Source organism: Hymenobacter sp. YC55 (assembly GCF_029433095.1).
GTDB lineage: Bacteria > Bacteroidota > Bacteroidia > Cytophagales > Hymenobacteraceae > Hymenobacter.
The window spans coordinates 2,987,957-3,005,978 of sequence record NZ_JARNTX010000001.1; the positions used below are offsets into that span (position 1 = coordinate 2,987,957).

The following is an 18,022-nucleotide window of genomic DNA, read 5'->3' on the forward strand; positions in this document are numbered from 1 at the left end:
ACCGGCGGCGGCTCCCGCATACGTAGTGCCTCTACTTCCTTGCACTATAGCAGGATGATTCAACTGCAATAGTTCCGGCAATGTATAAGAGCCAAGACTACTTGGCACGCTGAATTGCTGGACGCTTCCATAGGCGCTACTTACTTTTTGTTCCTTCTTCTTCCCACCAACTTACCTCTACCACCATGAAAACCACTTTACGCTCTTTATTTGGCGCAGCAGCTTGTGTGCTGCTAAGTCATATTGCCACACAAGCCCAAACCTATCAACTCGTCTGGGCCGACGAGTTCAACGGCAGCATCAGCCCCGATTGGCAGTTCGAGACGGGCGGCGGCGGCTGGGGCAACAACGAAAAGCAATATTATCAGGCGGCTAATGCCTCGGTCGCCAATGGCAATCTGCTCATCACGGCCCGCAAGCAAACGGTGGGCGGCATGCCGTACACTTCTTCGCGCATGATTACCAAAGGCCGCAAGGAGTTCACTTACGGCAAAATCGAGGCCCGTATGAAACTGCCCCTCGGCCAAGGCTTGTGGCCAGCGTTCTGGATGCTGGGCGGCAACATCAATACTGTGAGTTGGCCGGCCTGCGGCGAAATTGATGTGATGGAGCACATCAACTCGGAAAACAAGATTTATGGCACGCCTCACTGGGACAGCAACGGCCACGCCGAGTATGGCGGCAGCGTAGTGACAACGCCTCAGGACTACCACGTGTACACCGTGGAATGGGATGCTAGCTCTATCCGCTGGTTTCTGGATGGCACGCAGTACCATGTCATGAGCATCCTCAACAACACGGGCAGCACCGAGGAATTTCACCGGCCATTTTTCCTGCTCCTGAACCTAGCGGTAGCTGGCAACTGGCCCGGTCAGACCGTAGATGAAAGCAAGCTTCCTGCCACCATGTATGTCGATTATGTGCGGGTCTACCAGAAAACCGGCACCACTACGCCAACGCCAACCGCAACCCAAATTCAGGCGGAAAGCTACGGCTCTATGAATGGGGTACAACTGGAAAACTGCGCTGATACGGGCGGCGGCCAGAACGTAGCCTACATTGATGCTGGCGACTGGATGGCTTATAACAGTGTTAACTTCCCTACTTCGGGCAACTACACCATCGAGTACCGCGTGGCTAGCCCGAGCGGCAGCCGCTTGTCAGCCGACCTTAATGCTGGTTCCACCCAACTCGGCACCGTAACCATTCCCGCTACGGGCGGCTGGCAAAACTGGACCACGGTTTCGCATACTGTGTTTGTGAATGCAGGCACTTACAATTTTGGTGTGTTTGCCCAGGCCGGCGGTTGGAACTTCAACTGGCTGCGCATCACCAAGCAAAGCTCTGCGCTTACAGCGCAGACCACTACTCAATTCGCAGATCCAGCAAAGGTGAGTAGTTTATCACTGTATCCTAATCCAGTGGCGGATAAGCTGACGGTTAGTGGACTTACGGATGGTGAAGTCAGCATCCTCGATATGCAAGGCCAGCAAGTATGGAGCGGCCGTTACACTGGCAAAGCCTTAGACATCTCGAAGCTACAGCCGGGGCTTTACACCTTGGTGGTCATAGGCGCCGACCAGAAGAAGCAGGTCACCAAATTCAGCAAGCAATAACCGTAACGCTTATTGTCCTCTCACAACAAAGGCCAGCCGATTGTCGGCTGGCCTTTGTTGTGAGGTGGTTGTCATTTTATTTGGCTTCAACAGCTAGGTTCACTGGCTGTTCCTGCTGTATACCAACTTTTTGCACGAAATCAGATGAAACACGATGGCCGGCCACTATGCTATCTTTCTAGCAGGTAACAGGAAGTTTACTAGTTGCTTCTACTCGGTCTTGAAGTTCCTAGCGCGCCGTAGCGGTAGCCGCAGTTGAGCTGTTGTATTGTAAGCCAGATTGCTGCGTGAAGTCGAAAGTGACGGGCCGCTCGTTGAAGAAGACCACAACGCGCAACCGCCGGGCCATATCGGTGCGGGGGAAGTATACGTAACCCCGCACGTACTCGCCGGGCTTAATGTTGGTTTTGCGTAGCGCTACTTCCTGTATAGTTTGGTGCTGGGAGTACAAGTTGTCGGCCTGCTGGGCGTGTTGCTCACGCTGCTCGTCGAAATAGGCTTCGGTGCTCTGATGGCGCTCCTCGCGTTCAGCCACTTGCTCGTCGGTTTCTTTCTTTTTAATGCTTGATATATCTTCTGCCACATTCGATACGGTGGTCAGAATCTCAAACCAGCTGACCTTCTCTGCCTTGGCTGCTTCTTGCTTGAGGCGAACTGCCAACTGCTTCAAGTGAAGCTCGGGGTCGACGGCAGCTACACGGGGCTGCAGCGCCGCAGTAGTAGTAGCCGACGCGGTATCGACGGGCGCATAAAAAAACGTTTCCGGCGATACTAGCACGGGCCGACTAGAGTCGTTGCCGATTTCCACCTCGAATACCAGTTCTGTAGGCTCGTAGCGCACGAATCCTACCTGCACCTCCACGCTGTCGGGGTGGTAGCTAAGACTTGTGGGATGGCCGTTTCGTCCAGGCCCATTTACTTGGGCTGGTGCCATGGTCAAAAAAGAAGTGGAGCCGCAGCTCGTTAGCCCTGCCAGGCAACTTAGTAGTATAATTTGACGCATAGTAGCCCAGTATAACCGTTTTGCATAGTTAACAGGGGCAACAATCTCGCCAATGGTTGTATAGCCAACCAGTTTCTTCTCTACAGCCCTTCCGGCAAATGAAAATTGCCAGCAGCATCGGCGGCAAAAGGCCAATGGCGTCGAATAGCCGCCAGCGGCACCGGACCAAAGATGTGGGCAAAGTGCTCTTGGCGGGTTTCGACCCACTCCCGCTCCACCCGCGTGCCCGCGGTGACTAACGCCTGCTCATCCCACTCCAGCAGCATAAGATCCATCCGGCCAGCATAATAGCGGCGCGCGGTTTCTAGAATTTGGCTGCGTTCGGAGCTATGAATAAAACCTTCGGCAGCTAAGTCGGCGCTGGCGAAGAAGCCTGTTTGCTGGGCGTGTTGCCAGTCGAGTGGCTCGGCTATGCGGTACAGCATGTTACACTAATTGGACTGCTAAACGGTTGATAACATAACGGCCAACCATTTAGCAGTCCAAGAAATTCACCTATTAAACTGATTAGCTAGCTTTCCACAGCTCCTGCTGCACGGCCTTGCCAACAGTTAACACAATGCGGGTTGGGTTAGGCACCAGCGTTATGCGGGCTTCCTTACCCGGATATTTTTCTGAATCAACCCACACACCCTCTTTGGGTGAGGGCGTGCCACCGATGCTTGAGGGCAGATAAGCCGTGGGCAGCAGCACATCGGTGTCGGAGTTGAGGTCGGTGTGCACTTTGTCGAGTGCAGCTTCCAAGTAGGCCCCATACTCTTCATTGAAATCGTCTTCCAGATCGTGCAGCTCCTCTTCTACATCGTCGTAACGAGCATCGTCGTACTTCATGTCGTGTAGCACCTGCTTTTTCTCGATCAGGGTAACGAGGGCGCTGTTCAGCTCTTCCAAATTCATAAGCGTAAGGCAATAGGTTAAGTAAAAAAGGTGGGGAGCTTTCACTGATTTCTGTGCAGTGCCCCTTCCTCACCACAATTTTACGAAGAATAGTGCAAGGTTAGGGCAGAGAGTAGCTGTTGGTTATGAAAGTTTAAGGTCCTTTCGGTGCCCTTTTGTTGAAGTACGCCTTAGCAAAGTACGCTGACTCTTGCAGGCAATTACTTGTTGTTCCGTCAATCTCTACCAAAGCATTATTTTTACCTGCATCTGTCCACCCATCCCCACCCAATAGTATGCAAACCATGACCTCCCCGGCCGTACAGGCCCATTCCGCTCAGGATTTCTTGCCCCTGAACGGCACCGACTACATCGAATTCTACGTCGGTAATGCCAAGCAATCGGCTTATTTCTACCAGGCCGCTTTCGGCTTCGAGCTGGTGGCCTATGCTGGTCCCGAAACTGGTGTGCGCGACCGGGCCAGCTACGTGCTGCAGCAAAATAAAATCCGTTTCGTCCTGACCACCTCCCTGCTACCCGACTCCGACATCACGCGGCACGTGGCCCAGCACGGCGACGGCGTAAAGGTAATGGCGCTGTGGGTGGACGATGCCCGCCGCTCGTTTGAAGAAACCACCAAGCGCGGGGCAAAAGTCGCCTTCGAGCCTTACACCTTGGAAGACGAGCACGGCACTGTAACGCTGGCCGGCATCTATACCTATGGCGAAACTGTGCACACATTTGTTGAGCGCAGCAACTACAGTGGCCCCTTCCTACCTGGCTTTGTGGCGCGTACCAGCAATGTGCCGCAGGCCACACCCGTTGGGTTACAATTCGTTGACCATTGCGTGGGCAACGTTGGGTGGGGCGAAATGAACCAGTGGGTGAAGTTTTACGAAGACGTGATGGGCTTCAAGCTCCTCATCACCTTCGACGACGACGACATTAGCACCGAATACTCGGCTCTGATGAGCAAGGTGGTAAGCAATGGCAACGGCTTCGTGAAATTCCCTATCAACGAACCCGCCGAAGGCAAAAAGAAAAGCCAGATCGAGGAATATCTCGATTTCTATCACTCGCCTGGGGTGCAACACATGGCCCTCATCACCCACGACATTCGGTCTACCGTTTCGGAGTTGCGCCGCCGCGGCGTAGAGTTCTTAACCGTGCCTGCTTCTTACTACGAGGACCTATTGGACCGCGTCGGACATATTGATGAAGACCTAGACAGCTTGCGCAACTTGAACCTACTCGTGGACCGCGACGAAGAGGGCTATTTGCTTCAGATCTTCACTAAGCCAGTGGAAGACCGGCCCACCGTGTTCTTCGAAATCATTCAGCGCAAAGGCGCCAAAAGCTTCGGCAAAGGCAACTTCAAGGCTCTGTTCGAAGCCATTGAGCGTGAGCAAGGCTTACGTGGCAACTTGTAAGCAGTTCATAAGGCTGTAGCTTTTTATTGCAGCTGGAGTAGCCGTACCATAAAGAAGCGTCGGCAGGCACGCCTAAAAAACTTCCACAGAGGAGTTTCTTAATCATGCCTGTCGACGCTTCTTCTTGCTATATACCTAATAGCAACTTCGCCACTTTTAGGCTCAAAATAGTTAAGTGTGCTTTTGCTTCTGTTGCTCCCTTATTGCTACTATAATGTTATGCCTGAATATAAATTTTAATTTATAATTGTCTTTTATAAAGATGCCTTTACATGGCTTTGTCTGACTTACCAGTTTTTACACCTTTGACACTCAGCTTTGTGGCCGGTATTATTCTCAGAAAAACGATAATTCAATAAAGACAAGTCGGCTGCTATGCTTGCAGTGGCTTGCCTGTTTTTTCATGCAAACCTGTTTTCTTTACTGCCGTACCATTGCCTCTCTCCTAACTCAGCTTATTCTTTATGGCTCTGACCTCCGCAGTTCTCCAAAAAATAGATACTTGGCTCAACGGTAACTACGACGCCGCCACCAAAGACGAAATTCGTCAACTACAGTCTCAAAATCAGGAAGACTTCCTGTCCGATGCCTTCTACCGGGACTTGGAATTTGGAACGGGTGGGTTGCGAGGCGTGATGGGTGCCGGTTCCAACCGCATGAACCGCTACACCCTCGGCATGGCCACGCAGGGCTTGTGCAACTACTTGCTACAGCAGTTTTCCGGTCAGGAAATCAAGGTGGCTGTAGCGCACGACTCGCGCAACAACAGCAAAGAATTTGCTCGGATTGCGGCCGATATCTTCTCGGCCAACGGCATTACTGTGTATCTATTCGAGGCACTACGCCCCACACCAGAGCTCTCGTTCACTATTCGAGAATTGGGTTGCCAGAGCGGCTGCGTTGTTACGGCTTCGCACAACCCTAAGGAGTACAACGGCTTTAAAGTATACTGGAACGACGGAGCTCAGGTGGTAGCACCGCACGACAAGAACATCATCCGGGAGGTAGAAGCCATCCACTCCGTAGATGAAGTGAAGTTCCAGGCCGACGAATCGAAAGTGCACATCATCGGTGCTGACATCGACGCTAAATACCTGGCTAAGGTAAAGGAGCTCAGCATAAACCCCGCGGCCATTCAGCGCCAGCACGATCTTAAAATCGTGTACACCCCAATTCACGGTACGGGCATTACGCTGGTACCGCAGGCGTTGGCCCAGTTAGGGTTCACCAACGTGCATATTGTAGAGAAACAAGCCACGCCAGACGGCAATTTTCCCACGGTTCTTTCGCCTAACCCCGAGGAGAAGGTGGCTATGCAAATGGCCCTCGACCAAGCCAAGGAACTCGATGCCGACATCATCCTAGCCACCGACCCCGACGCGGACCGGGTAGGTATTGCCGTGAAAAATACCGCTGGCGAGTGGGTGCTCGTGAACGGCAACCAAACGGCTGCCCTGCTAACCTACTACCTACTGTCGGCCCGCAAGCAAGCCGGTAAGATGACCGACAAAGACTTCATCGTTTACACCATTGTGACCAGCGAAGTGCTCGGCGACATTGCTAATTCCTACGGTGTGAAGTCTTACCAGACCCTGACGGGCTTCAAATACATTGCAGGCCTGATCCGCGAGTTGGAAGGCAAGGAAACCTACATTGGTGGCGGCGAAGAAAGCTACGGCTTCATGATCGGTGACTTCGTGCGCGATAAGGATGCTATATCTGCCTGCGCCATGATAGCCGAAATGGCAGCGGTAGCCAAGGACAACGGTCGCACCCTCTACGAGGAAATGACCCAGATGTACGCCACCTACGGCTTGTACCGCGAAAGCCTAATTTCGCTCACCAAGAAAGGTCAGCGCGGTGCCGAAGAGATTCAGGAGATGATGCGCGACCTGCGGGCCAACCCCCCAGCTACTATTGCCGGCTCGGAAGTGGTGGAACTGCGCGATTACCAAACCGGTCAAATCCGGGACTTGCGCACAGGCCAGGAGAAGCCCACCGGCCTCGAAACCAGCAACGTACTTCAGTTCATCACTGCCGACGGCAGCAAAATCTCAGCCCGCCCATCCGGTACCGAGCCGAAAATCAAGTTCTACTTCAGCATGAAGGCCCCGCTGGCCTCTGCCGCCGATTTCGAGAAGGGAGAGCAGCAGCTTAGCGAACGGATTACTGCCGTTATTGAGGATATGCAGCTGAAATAAGCATCTTGTTTTTACATACTAAAAGGGCCGAGCAGTATACTGCTCGGCCCTTTTAGTATATACACACTAATCTATTAGAACTTGTGGCAGCCTTGCCGAAAGCACTGAAACGGTACACTGCTTTCGCAACGAGGAATTTCCATTCTTTGACCAAGACCAAGCCTTCCCCTTTACCGATTAAGTATCTGCTTTTTTTGATTGTTTGTTAGCTGCTTAGGTGATCTGCAACACCTGCACTTGCGAGATATGTACACCAAGAAAGTGCCGTTGATTCGTGTGTACTAAGCGTACGAGGAAGCGCATTATAGTGCGTTTCACGTAGTTGAAGGCACATTTAGTATTTGTATTTGGTGGTTCGTGCCTATAGATTTGGTTTCAACAGCCGCCTATACCGGTTCCCAAAAACGGGCTCACTGTCCGCCGCCTTCCTACTGAAGCCTCACTTTCTCTGCCATTCCGCTGGTAGAAACAAATAGGCCTTCATCTGCTACGCTTTGCTTGGTCTTGAAATGCACCAAGCCCTACCCTGCCGAAATCCAAGCGAAGTAAGTCACTTCCTGCTTCGTGTACCGCTCGTACTCTCCTTTCCCACCTTATTTATGAGTAAGCTACTGGTTTCCGGCGCTAACACGCGGCAGATTTTGCGTGTGCTATTCTTCTTGTCCTGTGGTTGGCACCTACTGATTTCTAACGCAGCGGCTCAGGCGCTGAGCATGTTGCGGGCCGATGGGCCAACTATTGTGGATGCCAGCAACCGCCCGGTGGTGCTGCGCGGAATAAACGTTGGGGGCTGGCTGCTACAGGAAAGCTACATCCTCGAAACCGATTCTCTTAACTCACAGTGGCGCATTCAGCAAGCCATGCTCCGCAGCATGCCCGAGGCGGCAGTAGAAGACTTTTACCGTCAGTATCGAGCCAACTATGTTACCAAGGCGGATATTGATTTCATTGCCAAGCAGGGGTTTAACTGCGTGCGCCTGCCATTTCACTACGACTTGTTCCTCACAGCTGAGCAGCGTCGGGCTCGTACCAAGGCCCTGCAAAATCCGAAGGATGTGGATGGCTACGTGCAAGCCCTTAGCACCTGGTACGACCAAAATCAGCTGTTCACCGACCCCAAGGCCTTGGATGGCTTCCGCATCATTGACGATGTACTTACTTGGTGCGCCGCCAACAAGCTCTATGTCATCCTGGATTTACATGCCGCGCCCGGCGGCCAAGGTGCCGACCGCAACATCAGCGACTGTCTGGTGCCGCTGGATCTTTGGAAGCGTCGCGACGCCAAAGGCCGCCTGATTTATCAGGACCTGACCGTGCGTTTGTGGGAGAAACTATCGGCCCTTTATAAAGCCGACGCGCGGGTGGCTATGTACGACTTCATCAATGAGCCCAACGGCATGACCACTGCCAACGGCCTCACTGGCAACAATTCGGAGTTGAACGTGCTCTATAGCCGCCTGATTGACGCTGTGCGCAAACAAGGAGACCAGCACCTGCTGATGCTGGAAGGCAACGGCTACGGCAACGAGTACACCAACCTTACCCCAGATAAGCTGCAAAGCAAAGACAAGCGCAACCTAGTATATAATGCACACCGCTACTGGTGCCCCAACGATCCACAAACCGGCGACCCCAATCCGTTGCAGATCAATCTTATCCATAACCTAGTTGCATTCCGTGACCAGTGGAAAGTGCCCGTGTGGGTAGGGGAAACTGGCGAGAATTCCAATGAATGGTTTTCGGCAGCGGTGCAGGAATTGAACGCACGCAACATTGGGTGGTGCCATTGGACCCTAAAGCGCGTAGCCGGCCCAACTAGCCTACTGCGAGTGCCTGCCTATGGCAGTATCCTCACGGCCGAAGGCCGCACCGCCTTGTTGCGCAACAGCTTATTTAGCAACTGCACCATCAATAAGGACGTCATAACGGCCCTTATGCAGCCCACCGCGACGCAACCCTTTACCACTCACGCGCTACCCGGCACCATTCAGGCGGCTGACTACGACTTAGGCCGCAACGGTACAGCATACTTCGATGAGTATGCAGCTCGCACCGACTTTACCAAGCATACCCCGCACAACCAAGGCCGCGCCTACCGCAATGACGGCGTAGATATTGAAGCCGTTACCGATGCGGCATCCAACGGCTTTGCCGTAGGCCATACCACCGCCGGCGAATGGCTTAACTACACCGTAACTATCCCAAAAGCAGGCACTTTTGCTGTCCAGGCACGCGTAGTAAATACCACAAAGGCGCCAGCGAAACTTTCCCTCAAGCTAGACAGCAAAGAGGCTGTAACGACCATTACGGCCGTTCCCGGCGACGCGTGGCAAACTGTATCGGGTGGGACAGTGACTTTGCCTGCCGGAAAGCATACCCTGCAACTTTATGTAGAGCAGCCGGGGGCAGTAATCAGTTGGTTACGATTTGCAACGCCGGGCACCGCTTCGCAAGGAGGCCAATAGTATTTACTAGTGCGGGACTTTCTTTAACTTAGAATTCCCATGCTCCGCACTATCAATTCCCCCAACCCTCGCAGCCTGACTTATGTCTGGCACTGGCTGTGGCTTTCTTTCACGGCTCTTCTTTCTGCTACCCCCGGCTCAGGTGCGCCTTTCCTAGGTCCTGAGCAGCCTCTCCAAGTAGAGGCTAGTCGCGCCGAACTCTTCATTGAGCCCTATAACTATAGTGTGCTCGAAGATTCCACTGGGCGCCTAACCCTACACGATGTTCAGCTGCCCGAACATCAAGCGCGTTTCGTGCTCGGGTCGCGTACTGCCACCAATATGGAGCATCCAGGTTCTGCCTATTGGCTGCGCCTGAAGGTATTAGCGAAGGGGCCGCAGCCTCAACACTGGTACCTAGAGTTGTTCGATTCTCACCTCAACAACATCATTTTCTATCCTGACGCGGCTAGTGAGCAAGGCGAGGTGCACACCGGTGCCGACTGGCCGTTCACGTCGAGGCCGTACCGGTACAAGAACTACCTGATGCGGTTGCCGCTCAGCACAGACCAGGTACAGACGTACTATTTGCGGCTTCAATCTAGTAGTAAGACCAGCTTTCTGTCCCGGTTACGCACCGAACAGGGTATTGCCGAGCACTTCCAGACCGAGTACGGGTTGCTGGGCGGCTTCTATGGTATCCTGCTGATCATGGTGGTGTACAACTTCTGCTTGTTCTTTTTCACGGGTGAGCAAACATACTTGCGCTACGTGGGATACGTGCTGAGTTGCAGCCTTGTATTCCTGTCAGAAGACGGCTTGGGGTTCCAATATCTGTGGCCAGAGTATCCGTGGCTCAACAAAGTGGTGGAGGTAGGGTCGCCGCCGCTGCTGCTGCTTACGTTTGGTTATTATGCGCGCCAGTTCCTGGATACGGCGCAGCGCCTGCCACAGTACGACCGTTGGTTGCGCACCGTCATTCAGTTTAGCGTAGTGGTGCTGCTAATAGATGCTCTGTGGTGGAAAACAGACGTAGGCATCTGGCTATACACACTGCCCTATGGTATGCTTTTCTATGCCGCCCTAAGAGTGTGGCAACGCGGATTCCAGCCGGCGCGCTTCATACTGCTTTCTCACTCATTGGTAGCCGTTAGCGTGCTGTTCCTGCTGTTGCGTAAGCTTGGCATCAATACGTTCACTAACACCTACACGGTGTACAGCATGAATGCAGCTTTTGTGCTAGAAGTGGTGGTGCTTTCCTATGCGCTAGGCAGCAAAATCAAAACGATTCAGGAGTCAACGCTGCGGGCGCAACACCGCTTAGTGAAGCAGTTGCGCAAAAAGCAGGAAGTGCAAGAGCAACTTGTGGAACAGCTTCGCCAAAACGAGGAGCTGAAAGATCAGTTGAACTCCGAGTTGGAAAAGTTGGTGGCGCAGCGCACGCAGGAATTGCAGCTGCAAGGCGAAACTATTGCGGCGCAGAATCGGGAATTGCTGCAAGCCAACGGGTTACTAGCACTGCAATCAGCAGCCATCGAAAAGCTAAACGCCGATTTGCAGCTGGATTTGCAAAAGGCTCAGACGGCACGAGTTCTTTCACAAGAAGTGGACTTCGGCGAATTCAGCCAAATTTATCCTGACAAAGATGCCTGCCTAACCTACCTCGCTGACTTGAAATGGGCACATGGCTACCACTGCCGCAAGTGTGGTCACGACAACTATTGCGAAGGACGGGAGCCCCATTCGCGCCGCTGTACCCGCTGCCGCTACGTGGAATCGGCCACAGCGTACACGCTGCTACAGAAGTGTAAGTTCTCCATAGTAAAGGCATTTTATGCGGTGTTTTTGTTGCACACGCACAAAGGCAACTATTCGGCCCAAGAGCTTTCTCGGGTGCTTGATCTGCGCCGAGCGACTTGTTGGAGCTTCAGTCAGAAGGTAGGCGATGCTATTCGCCGGCAGACCGCTGAACATCCCGAGGATGAAAGCTGGACCCGTTTGCTGCTAGATGATTCCGGCAACGAGAACGACGAAAGCAGCGACGAAGCAGCTGCCTTAGCGGCGGGAACTTCACACTAGCCGAACAGCTAAAGCTGTCGAGTTAGAAACGAGAAAAAAAGTGGATAAAATCTTCATTTTTTTACTTGTTTTTTACACGTCAGCTGTCATCAAGTTAGATGTGACATTTAAGGGCAAGGGACGCAGAAAGCGGCTGTAAAGTGGGTGATGTAAGCGTACAAACTTTTTTGCGATGTAAACGAAAACGCCCTTTGCAAACGTTTGGGGCGGGGTTTTCGCTTGATTTTTAGAAATAAGGTCGGGTATATTTGGGCATCCCATCGCTCTTATGTTCTGCCCCACCTATTCCTCTCTTCGCTGCATTGTGAGTGAGCACTCACATCAGCCACAGCTAATTTTCGGTCCGCACCAGTCTCGCTCAATTGCACATAGCAAGCAAGGAGCCCGCAAGCAAGTGTTCGTATCCGCTGCCTCACTAGACAGGCTCAACCCCATTGAGGTTGCCTGCGGTAGCAACTACTTTGCCCTCACAGCTGCTACTGTTTTACAGCAGTATTCAAGCTGCGAAAGAGTACTACCCCACTACCATTCTTGAGCTACAATTGACCGCTGCGTACTGCAGTGGCCCGCAAGCTTGCTGCCGCAGCGGCAAGGGTATGCCCGCTGCGCTCTATCCTGATCCACTTCTTTTTACGACTGGCTTTTGCTTCCAGCAGGGAAAGTCAGCGCTATTTAATTCCCACACTTTTCTCCACCACATATGAATCGTACGCAATACTCGTATTTGGGATTACGGCGCGCAGTACCACTGGCAGCCTGCGGGTTGCTAACGCTGTCTGCCTCTTTCGCGGAAGCGCGAAACGCTACTTCCGTCTCACCTCTCACCACAGTAGCTGATGTTCCGGTATCGGGCCGCGTAACGGGGGAAAATGGCGACCCTTTACCAGGTGTTACCATCATCGTGAAAGGCACCACGCAGGGTATAACCACCAACTCTGATGGCGGCTTCACACTTAACGCTCCGGAAGGCTCTACGCTGATATTCAGCTATGTAGGTTTCGGCCGCAAAGAAGTAACGATTTCAGGTGCTACTACCAGCCTGAACGTTAGCTTAATAGAAGACACCCGCGCGCTGAGCGAGGTAGTTGTAGTAGGTTATGGCACTCAAGAGCGAGGGAGCGTAACGGGGGCTATTTCGTCGGTTGGGGCAGCAGAAATAACGCGCCAACCAGTAGCTGACGCAACGCAAGCTATTCAAGGTAAGGTATCAGGGGTTACTATTACCTCAAATGGGGGGGCTCCTGGTGGTGCGGCGGGTACTTCGGTACGCGTGCGTGGTATCACATCGTCAGGTGTTAATTCTCCACTATATGTAGTAGATGGCTTCCCATTACCAACTGGTGTGGATGGTAATGGTAATGCAACGAATAGTGAATTAACCAGCATCAGCCCCAATGATATCGAGACTATTGACGTTCTAAAAGATGCTTCTGCTACCGCTATTTATGGTGTAAGAGCCGCCAATGGAGTAGTCATTATCACCACTAAGCGCGGCAAAGCTGGTCGAACGAGCATTAACCTGGATGTTTATCGAGGAGTACAGACTGTAGCTCGCAGGTTGGACCTGCTCAATGCTGAAGAGTATGCTACGATCAACAACGAGGCCCGCATTGCGGCTGGCCAGCCCATTGCGCTGCCCAAGTTACGCAATCCTGCTGCTCTAAATGATTCGCTAAATGGAGGCACTGACTGGCAAGACTTGCTGTTCCGGCGAGCCAAAATCCAGAATTACTCCCTTTCTGCTACAGGCGGCAGTGAGAAAGCCACCTATGCATTATCGGGCACTTACTTTCAGCAAGATGGTATCATTCTAGGGTCTAAGTTCGAGCGTTTTACGATCCGTGCTAATGGCGATGTGCGATTAAACAAAATTTTCAGAGTTGGCAATACTATTCAGCTAACTCACTTAAACGACCGCCAAGTTTCAACTAACAACGGCGAGTACGGTGCGGTGCAACAACTGCTACGCATTCCTCCTACTGTGCAGGCTTATCGACCTGATGGCTATTGGTACCAGCCAAACAACGACGCAGACAACTTCACAGAGGAAAACCCATTGGCTACGGCTCTGCGTGCCAACCAGAAATTTACCCGCAACCGGGCCCTCACCACTTTTTACGCCGAGTTGGAGCCTTTGAAAGGCCTGCGTTTCCGCACGAACGTCGGGGCAGACTTCATTTTCGACAATTTCAATCAGTTTTCCCCTAAAGGTCCGGACTTGAGAGGGTATACGCAGCGCTACATCAACGCTGGGGGTAACGCTAACTCAAGTTACGCGCCGACTTATCTGATTGAAAACACTGCAACCTATGACCATACGTTTGCAGAGAAACATCAGGTAACGCTGCTGCTCGGACAATCGGCTCAGGAGTTCAATTTTAGCAACGTGTCGGCTAGCCGCGACCAATATTTACGCAACGACCTGCAAACTATCAATTCTGGCCCCATTAATACGCTCTTGACTAACGGGGGTACTGTTGACCGCCCCCGGCGCCTTGCCAGTTACTTTACTCGCCTTAACTACGAGTTTAGTGGCAAGTATATTTTTCAAGCTGTTGCTCGCTACGATGGTTCTTCTCGGTTTCAACCCGGCGAGAAATTTGGCTTCTTTCCTGGTGCGTCAGTGGGCTGGCGTATTTCCGAAGAAGACTTCTTAAAAGGTAATAGCACAATCAGCAACTTGAAGCTACGGGCTGGCTACGGCCGGGTAGGCAACGAGTTGAACGCTGGTCGCTTCGCCTACTTATATTCTATCAACTTTGGGGCTACTTATCCACTCGGCCCAGATGGAGCCATTAATACAGGTGGAGCCCCAACTCGTTTGGCCAATCCTAATTTGCGCTGGGAATACAACGACCAAGCAAATTTTGGTGTGGACCTAGGTTTCCTGGATAACCGGATAGAGGCAAGCATCGACCTCTATAACCGTAACTCGCCTAACTTGATTGCAGGAGTACCTCAATCCCTTGTGTCGGGCACCTATGAGTCAGTAAATACCAATGCCGCTTCGGCCTACAACCGTGGTATTGATTTCTCATTGACTACGCGCAACTTCACTGGTTCCGACCAAGCCTTAAGCTGGACGACTACTCTGAACGTATCTGCTTACAAGACCAGCTTAGAGTCTCTGGGTACCGGCGTCCCGTACAACGGTCTGGGCTCGTTGAGCGGCACTATTGTGCGCTATGATGTGAACCAGGCCTTCGGCTCTTTTTATGGCTATGTAGCTGATGGCTTAATTCAGACTCAGGAAGAGCTAAACGCCCTCAATGAGAGTGCCAAAGCAGGGTCAGCCAAAGCCGAATTCTATCAAAGAGCTGCTACGGCACCTGGCGACATTAAATACCGGGATGTAAATGGCGATGGGACTATCACCGATGCTGACCGCACGTTTATCGGCAATCCGAACCCTAATTTCACCTTTGGTGTAACCAACACACTGACATTCAAGAACTTTGACTTAAGCTTCTTTATTCAGGGTTCGCAAGGGAATGACATTTACAACCTCAACCGTTACATCACAGAGAATGCCTTGTATGGCACTACCAATGGCACGACTCGCATCTTAAATCGGTGGACTGGTCCGGGGACTAGCAATGACGTACCACGTGCTATCGTTGGTGACCCTAACAACAATTTACGGGTATCGACCCACTACATCGAGGACGGTTCCTTTGTGCGCCTGAAAAACCTAACGTTTGGCTACACGCTACCTAAGAGCGTTATGAACCGAATTTCGGCCTCACAACTGCGCGTGTACTTTACAGCCCAGAACCTGTTGACCCTAACCAAATACACTGGTTACGACCCAGAGGTTAGCGGCAGCGGCGTTGATCTAGGTATTTATCCGCAAGCGCGCGTGTTCACAGGCGGCCTCAGCATCGGATTCTAATTCCCTCTAATTCCCACCTATTTACTTATGAATAATCCAAAAACGATTGGCAGTGCTTTCCTACTTACGCTAGGACTGCTAACTAGCTGCGACGAGGAATTTCTGGAGGAAGCTCCCGTTGACCAAGTAACAGACGCCACCTTCTACCAAACGCAGCAGGATGCTGTTCAAGCCGTAACGGCTGCCTATAGTGAGTTGACAAAAGAGGGCCAGTACAATGCTTCCATGTGGGCTTTCGATATGTGGGCCGATATTTCCAGCGCTGGAGGCGATGATGGCAATGATGGTATCGAGTACAAGCAGCTTGAGGCCTTTAGCATCCCAACCACCAATTTTGTAGCTACACGGCTGTGGGGCGGTTCGTTTATTGGTATCCAGCGGGCCAACATTGTGCTGCAAAAGGTGCCAGGCATTCAGAATATGGACCCCACAGTTCAAAAGCGCTGCCTCGGCGAGGCCCAGTTTCTGCGTGCTAAGTATTATTTCGACTTGGTTAGAGCTTACGGCGACGTGCCCCTGTTCACAGCCCCACCTACTAATCCGGCAGCTGTAAATATTCCGAGGACACCTGCAGCGCAGGTGTATGCTCAGATTGAGCAAGACTTAATTGATGCCATCGGCAACCTCGAGCCTTCTTATTCTGGAGTAAACCTGGGGCGGGCTACTAAGTGGGCTGCTATGGGCCTACTGGCGAAGGTTTACATCACCGAAGGCAAGAAAACTGAAGCGGCTCAACGGGCCCGTGAGCTAATTAACACCTCCGGCAAAACCATGTGGGCTAACTACGGCGATAATTTCAAAGTGGCGAACGAGAATCGGAATGATAAGGAGTCGCTGTTTGAAGTGCAGTTTGTTAACGGCCGGAATCCGAGCGATAATCCATACGTCCGAAACACTGTCGGCTCCGCTATGAACGAGTTCTTTGGTCCTCGTGGTGCAAACCAGACACCTGGTAGCGGCTACGGCTTTAATATCCCAGACCCAGATTTTGTGGATGGTTATGAGCCCGGTGACACTCGCAAGGCCGTTACTGTTTGGGTGCCTGGCGATGTCTACCCTGATGGCGGCAAACAGTCAGAAAAGGCAACCGGTTCGCGGCGGGGCTACAACTGCAAGAAGTGGTTTGTAGGTAAGGTGAACACTAATATCTGGGATTCGGGCCTGAATGTTCCAGTTATGCGCCTGGCCGAAGTGTACCTGATTTTGGCAGAGGCTGTCGGGCCTACTACAGAAGGTTTAGAGGCCATCAACAAGGTAAGGCGTCGCTCGTTTGGCTTGGATTATAATACACCATCTAGCGCGCATGACCTGACAGCTATGCCTGCTGCTAACTTCACCGAGGCTGTATTTCGGGAGCGTAAGTACGAGTTAGCCTTCGAGTTTGACCGGTGGTTTGACCTCAAACGCAGAGGCAATGCCTATACCATTCAGCGTATGACAGAACAGGCAGCGTTGCTAAGAGGCTACGAATCTAGTCCGCACGGGACCCCAACCGAAAACAATTTATTACTGCCTATCCCGCAGTCGGAAATTGATGCTAACCCTGGCTTGGTCCAGAACCCTGGCTACTAGGCTGCTTTGTACAACGACTTCAATTTGACTTTTATGAAAAATGCGTGGAACAAAGCGGCAGTCTGGATGCTAACCGGCAGTTCGGTGCTAGTTGCTTCTTGTGATAAAGAAGATCAAGGGGAACTGAAAGGTCCTTTGCCTACAGCCAGCTTCACTGTTTCGGCTGTCAAAACAGTTGGGCTTACGAATGAAGTCACTTTCACCAGTACCAGTACTGATGCTTTCTTGTACAAATGGGATTTTGGTGATGGCACAACCGGCGTAGGTCAGACCATAACCCACAAGTATCAGAGAGGTGGCACCGTTCAGGCACAGCTTACTGCTGCCGGACCAAGAGGGTATACTGTTTCCAACAAACAGGATGTGGCACTCCCTGAGATTGCCAACATTGTCAAGCAGTTGTTAACGGGTGGCTCAACTAAGACCTGGAAATTTGATAATGCAGCCGAAGCCCCCATTATAGTGGGAACCGAAGGTAATCCGGGACAGTATTACGCAGGTGGACCCGCCAACGGTCTGCCCACCTGCCAGTCCGATGATGAGTACACTTTCACGGCGGCTAATGTTCTCACCTACGATGCCAAGACCGGGACGTTGGTAGCTCCGGCCCAAACCTGCGAGGCGCCGCGCTCTGGCACTTCCGACTTTACGTTCGGACCAGCCACTGGTCAGGGATATGCCATGCTTGAACTAAAGCGGGCCGGCTCGTTTATCGGAGTAACTGATGTACCCGATCAGACCTACCGCATCATTGACATCAGCGCGACGAAAATGGTGTTGCGGGCTGGCAAACCTGGCGGCACAGTATTTCAGTACAAAATGATTGCCAAATAATTGACAGGCCGCAGCAGCAATTGGGCTGGTGAAACAGCATTTACCTTTAAGATGATTGCCTGCCTAAGCTCCTAA

At 52.2% G+C, this 18,022-nt stretch carries 11 protein-coding genes; 8 read left to right on the top strand and 3 right to left on the bottom strand.

Translation table 11 applies throughout. From position 1 onward, the window contains the following. Positions 1-185 precede the first annotated feature (185 nt). Complete coding sequence (locus P1X16_RS12350; RefSeq protein WP_277229191.1) at positions 186-1,616, top strand: carbohydrate-binding protein; 1,431 nt, start codon at positions 186-188, stop codon at positions 1,614-1,616. 229 nt (positions 1,617-1,845) lie between these two features. Here P1X16_RS12350 and P1X16_RS12355 read toward each other — a convergent pair whose 3' ends face one another. The 3 genes from P1X16_RS12355 to P1X16_RS12365 all read right to left on the bottom strand — a co-directional run bounded on the left by P1X16_RS12355 (position 1,846) and on the right by P1X16_RS12365 (position 3,516). Next, positions 1,846-2,550 (bottom strand): hypothetical protein, encoded by a 705-nt coding sequence (locus P1X16_RS12355; RefSeq protein WP_277229192.1) that lies wholly within the window; start codon positions 2,548-2,550, stop codon positions 1,846-1,848. A gap of 149 nt (positions 2,551-2,699) precedes the next feature. After that, the gene (locus P1X16_RS12360) at positions 2,700-3,044 is read right to left on the bottom strand and encodes a DUF952 domain-containing protein (protein ID WP_277229193.1); all 345 of its coding nucleotides are present in this window, start codon (positions 3,042-3,044) and stop codon (positions 2,700-2,702) included. An 82-nt stretch (positions 3,045-3,126) separates the two neighbouring features. Next, positions 3,127-3,516: a hypothetical protein gene (locus P1X16_RS12365; protein WP_277229194.1), complete on the bottom strand. Its 390-nt coding sequence runs from the start codon at positions 3,514-3,516 to the stop codon at positions 3,127-3,129. A 275-nt stretch (positions 3,517-3,791) separates the two neighbouring features. On the opposite strand from P1X16_RS12365, the gene hppD reads away from it, so the two are divergent. From hppD to P1X16_RS12400, 7 genes are all read left to right on the top strand, one after another. Beyond that, a complete protein-coding gene (gene hppD, locus P1X16_RS12370; RefSeq protein ID WP_277229195.1) occupies positions 3,792-4,925 on the top strand; it encodes a 4-hydroxyphenylpyruvate dioxygenase in 1,134 nt (377 codons plus the stop codon). Between the two features lie 464 nt (positions 4,926-5,389). Continuing rightward, positions 5,390-7,126, top strand: a complete 1,737-nt coding sequence (locus tag P1X16_RS12375; protein WP_277229196.1) for a phospho-sugar mutase — start codon at positions 5,390-5,392, stop codon at positions 7,124-7,126. A 599-nt stretch (positions 7,127-7,725) separates the two neighbouring features. Continuing rightward, entirely contained in the window at positions 7,726-9,591 is a 1,866-nt protein-coding gene (locus P1X16_RS12380; RefSeq protein WP_277229197.1) for a cellulase family glycosylhydrolase, read from the top strand. 39 nt (positions 9,592-9,630) lie between these two features. Beyond that, positions 9,631-11,649, top strand: coding sequence for a 7TM diverse intracellular signaling domain-containing protein (locus P1X16_RS12385; protein WP_277229198.1), 2,019 nt, complete (start codon positions 9,631-9,633; stop codon positions 11,647-11,649). Positions 11,650-12,349: 700 nt separating this feature from the next. Beyond that, on the top strand, positions 12,350-15,541 hold the full coding sequence (locus P1X16_RS12390; protein ID WP_277229199.1) for a TonB-dependent receptor: 3,192 nt from the start codon (positions 12,350-12,352) through the stop codon (positions 15,539-15,541). 27 nt (positions 15,542-15,568) lie between these two features. Continuing rightward, positions 15,569-17,113: a RagB/SusD family nutrient uptake outer membrane protein gene (locus P1X16_RS12395; RefSeq protein ID WP_277229200.1), complete on the top strand. Its 1,545-nt coding sequence runs from the start codon at positions 15,569-15,571 to the stop codon at positions 17,111-17,113. Positions 17,114-17,146: 33 nt separating this feature from the next. Next, positions 17,147-17,947 carry a PKD domain-containing protein gene (locus P1X16_RS12400; RefSeq protein ID WP_277229201.1) on the top strand — a complete coding sequence of 267 codons (801 nt, stop codon included), beginning with the start codon at positions 17,147-17,149 and terminating at the stop codon, positions 17,945-17,947. Positions 17,948-18,022: the final 75 nt, after the last annotated feature.

Bases quoted from the DNA above. Each gene is read 5' to 3' on its own strand.
- P1X16_RS12355 (WP_277229192.1), bottom strand. From the start codon at position 2,550: ATGGCACCAGCCCAAGTAAATGGGCCTGGACGAAACGGCCATCCCACA.
- P1X16_RS12375 (WP_277229196.1), top strand. From the start codon at position 5,390: ATGGCTCTGACCTCCGCAGTTCTCCAAAAAATAGATACTTGGCTCAAC.
- hppD (WP_277229195.1), top strand. From the start codon at position 3,792: ATGCAAACCATGACCTCCCCGGCCGTACAGGCCCATTCCGCTCAGGAT.
- P1X16_RS12400 (WP_277229201.1), top strand. From the start codon at position 17,147: ATGAAAAATGCGTGGAACAAAGCGGCAGTCTGGATGCTAACCGGCAGT.
- P1X16_RS12350 (WP_277229191.1), top strand. From the start codon at position 186: ATGAAAACCACTTTACGCTCTTTATTTGGCGCAGCAGCTTGTGTGCTG.
- P1X16_RS12365 (WP_277229194.1), bottom strand. From the start codon at position 3,516: ATGAATTTGGAAGAGCTGAACAGCGCCCTCGTTACCCTGATCGAGAAA.
- P1X16_RS12390 (WP_277229199.1), top strand. From the start codon at position 12,350: ATGAATCGTACGCAATACTCGTATTTGGGATTACGGCGCGCAGTACCA.
- P1X16_RS12395 (WP_277229200.1), top strand. From the start codon at position 15,569: ATGAATAATCCAAAAACGATTGGCAGTGCTTTCCTACTTACGCTAGGA.
- P1X16_RS12385 (WP_277229198.1), top strand. From the start codon at position 9,631: ATGCTCCGCACTATCAATTCCCCCAACCCTCGCAGCCTGACTTATGTC.
- P1X16_RS12380 (WP_277229197.1), top strand. From the start codon at position 7,726: ATGAGTAAGCTACTGGTTTCCGGCGCTAACACGCGGCAGATTTTGCGT.
- P1X16_RS12360 (WP_277229193.1), bottom strand. From the start codon at position 3,044: ATGCTGTACCGCATAGCCGAGCCACTCGACTGGCAACACGCCCAGCAA.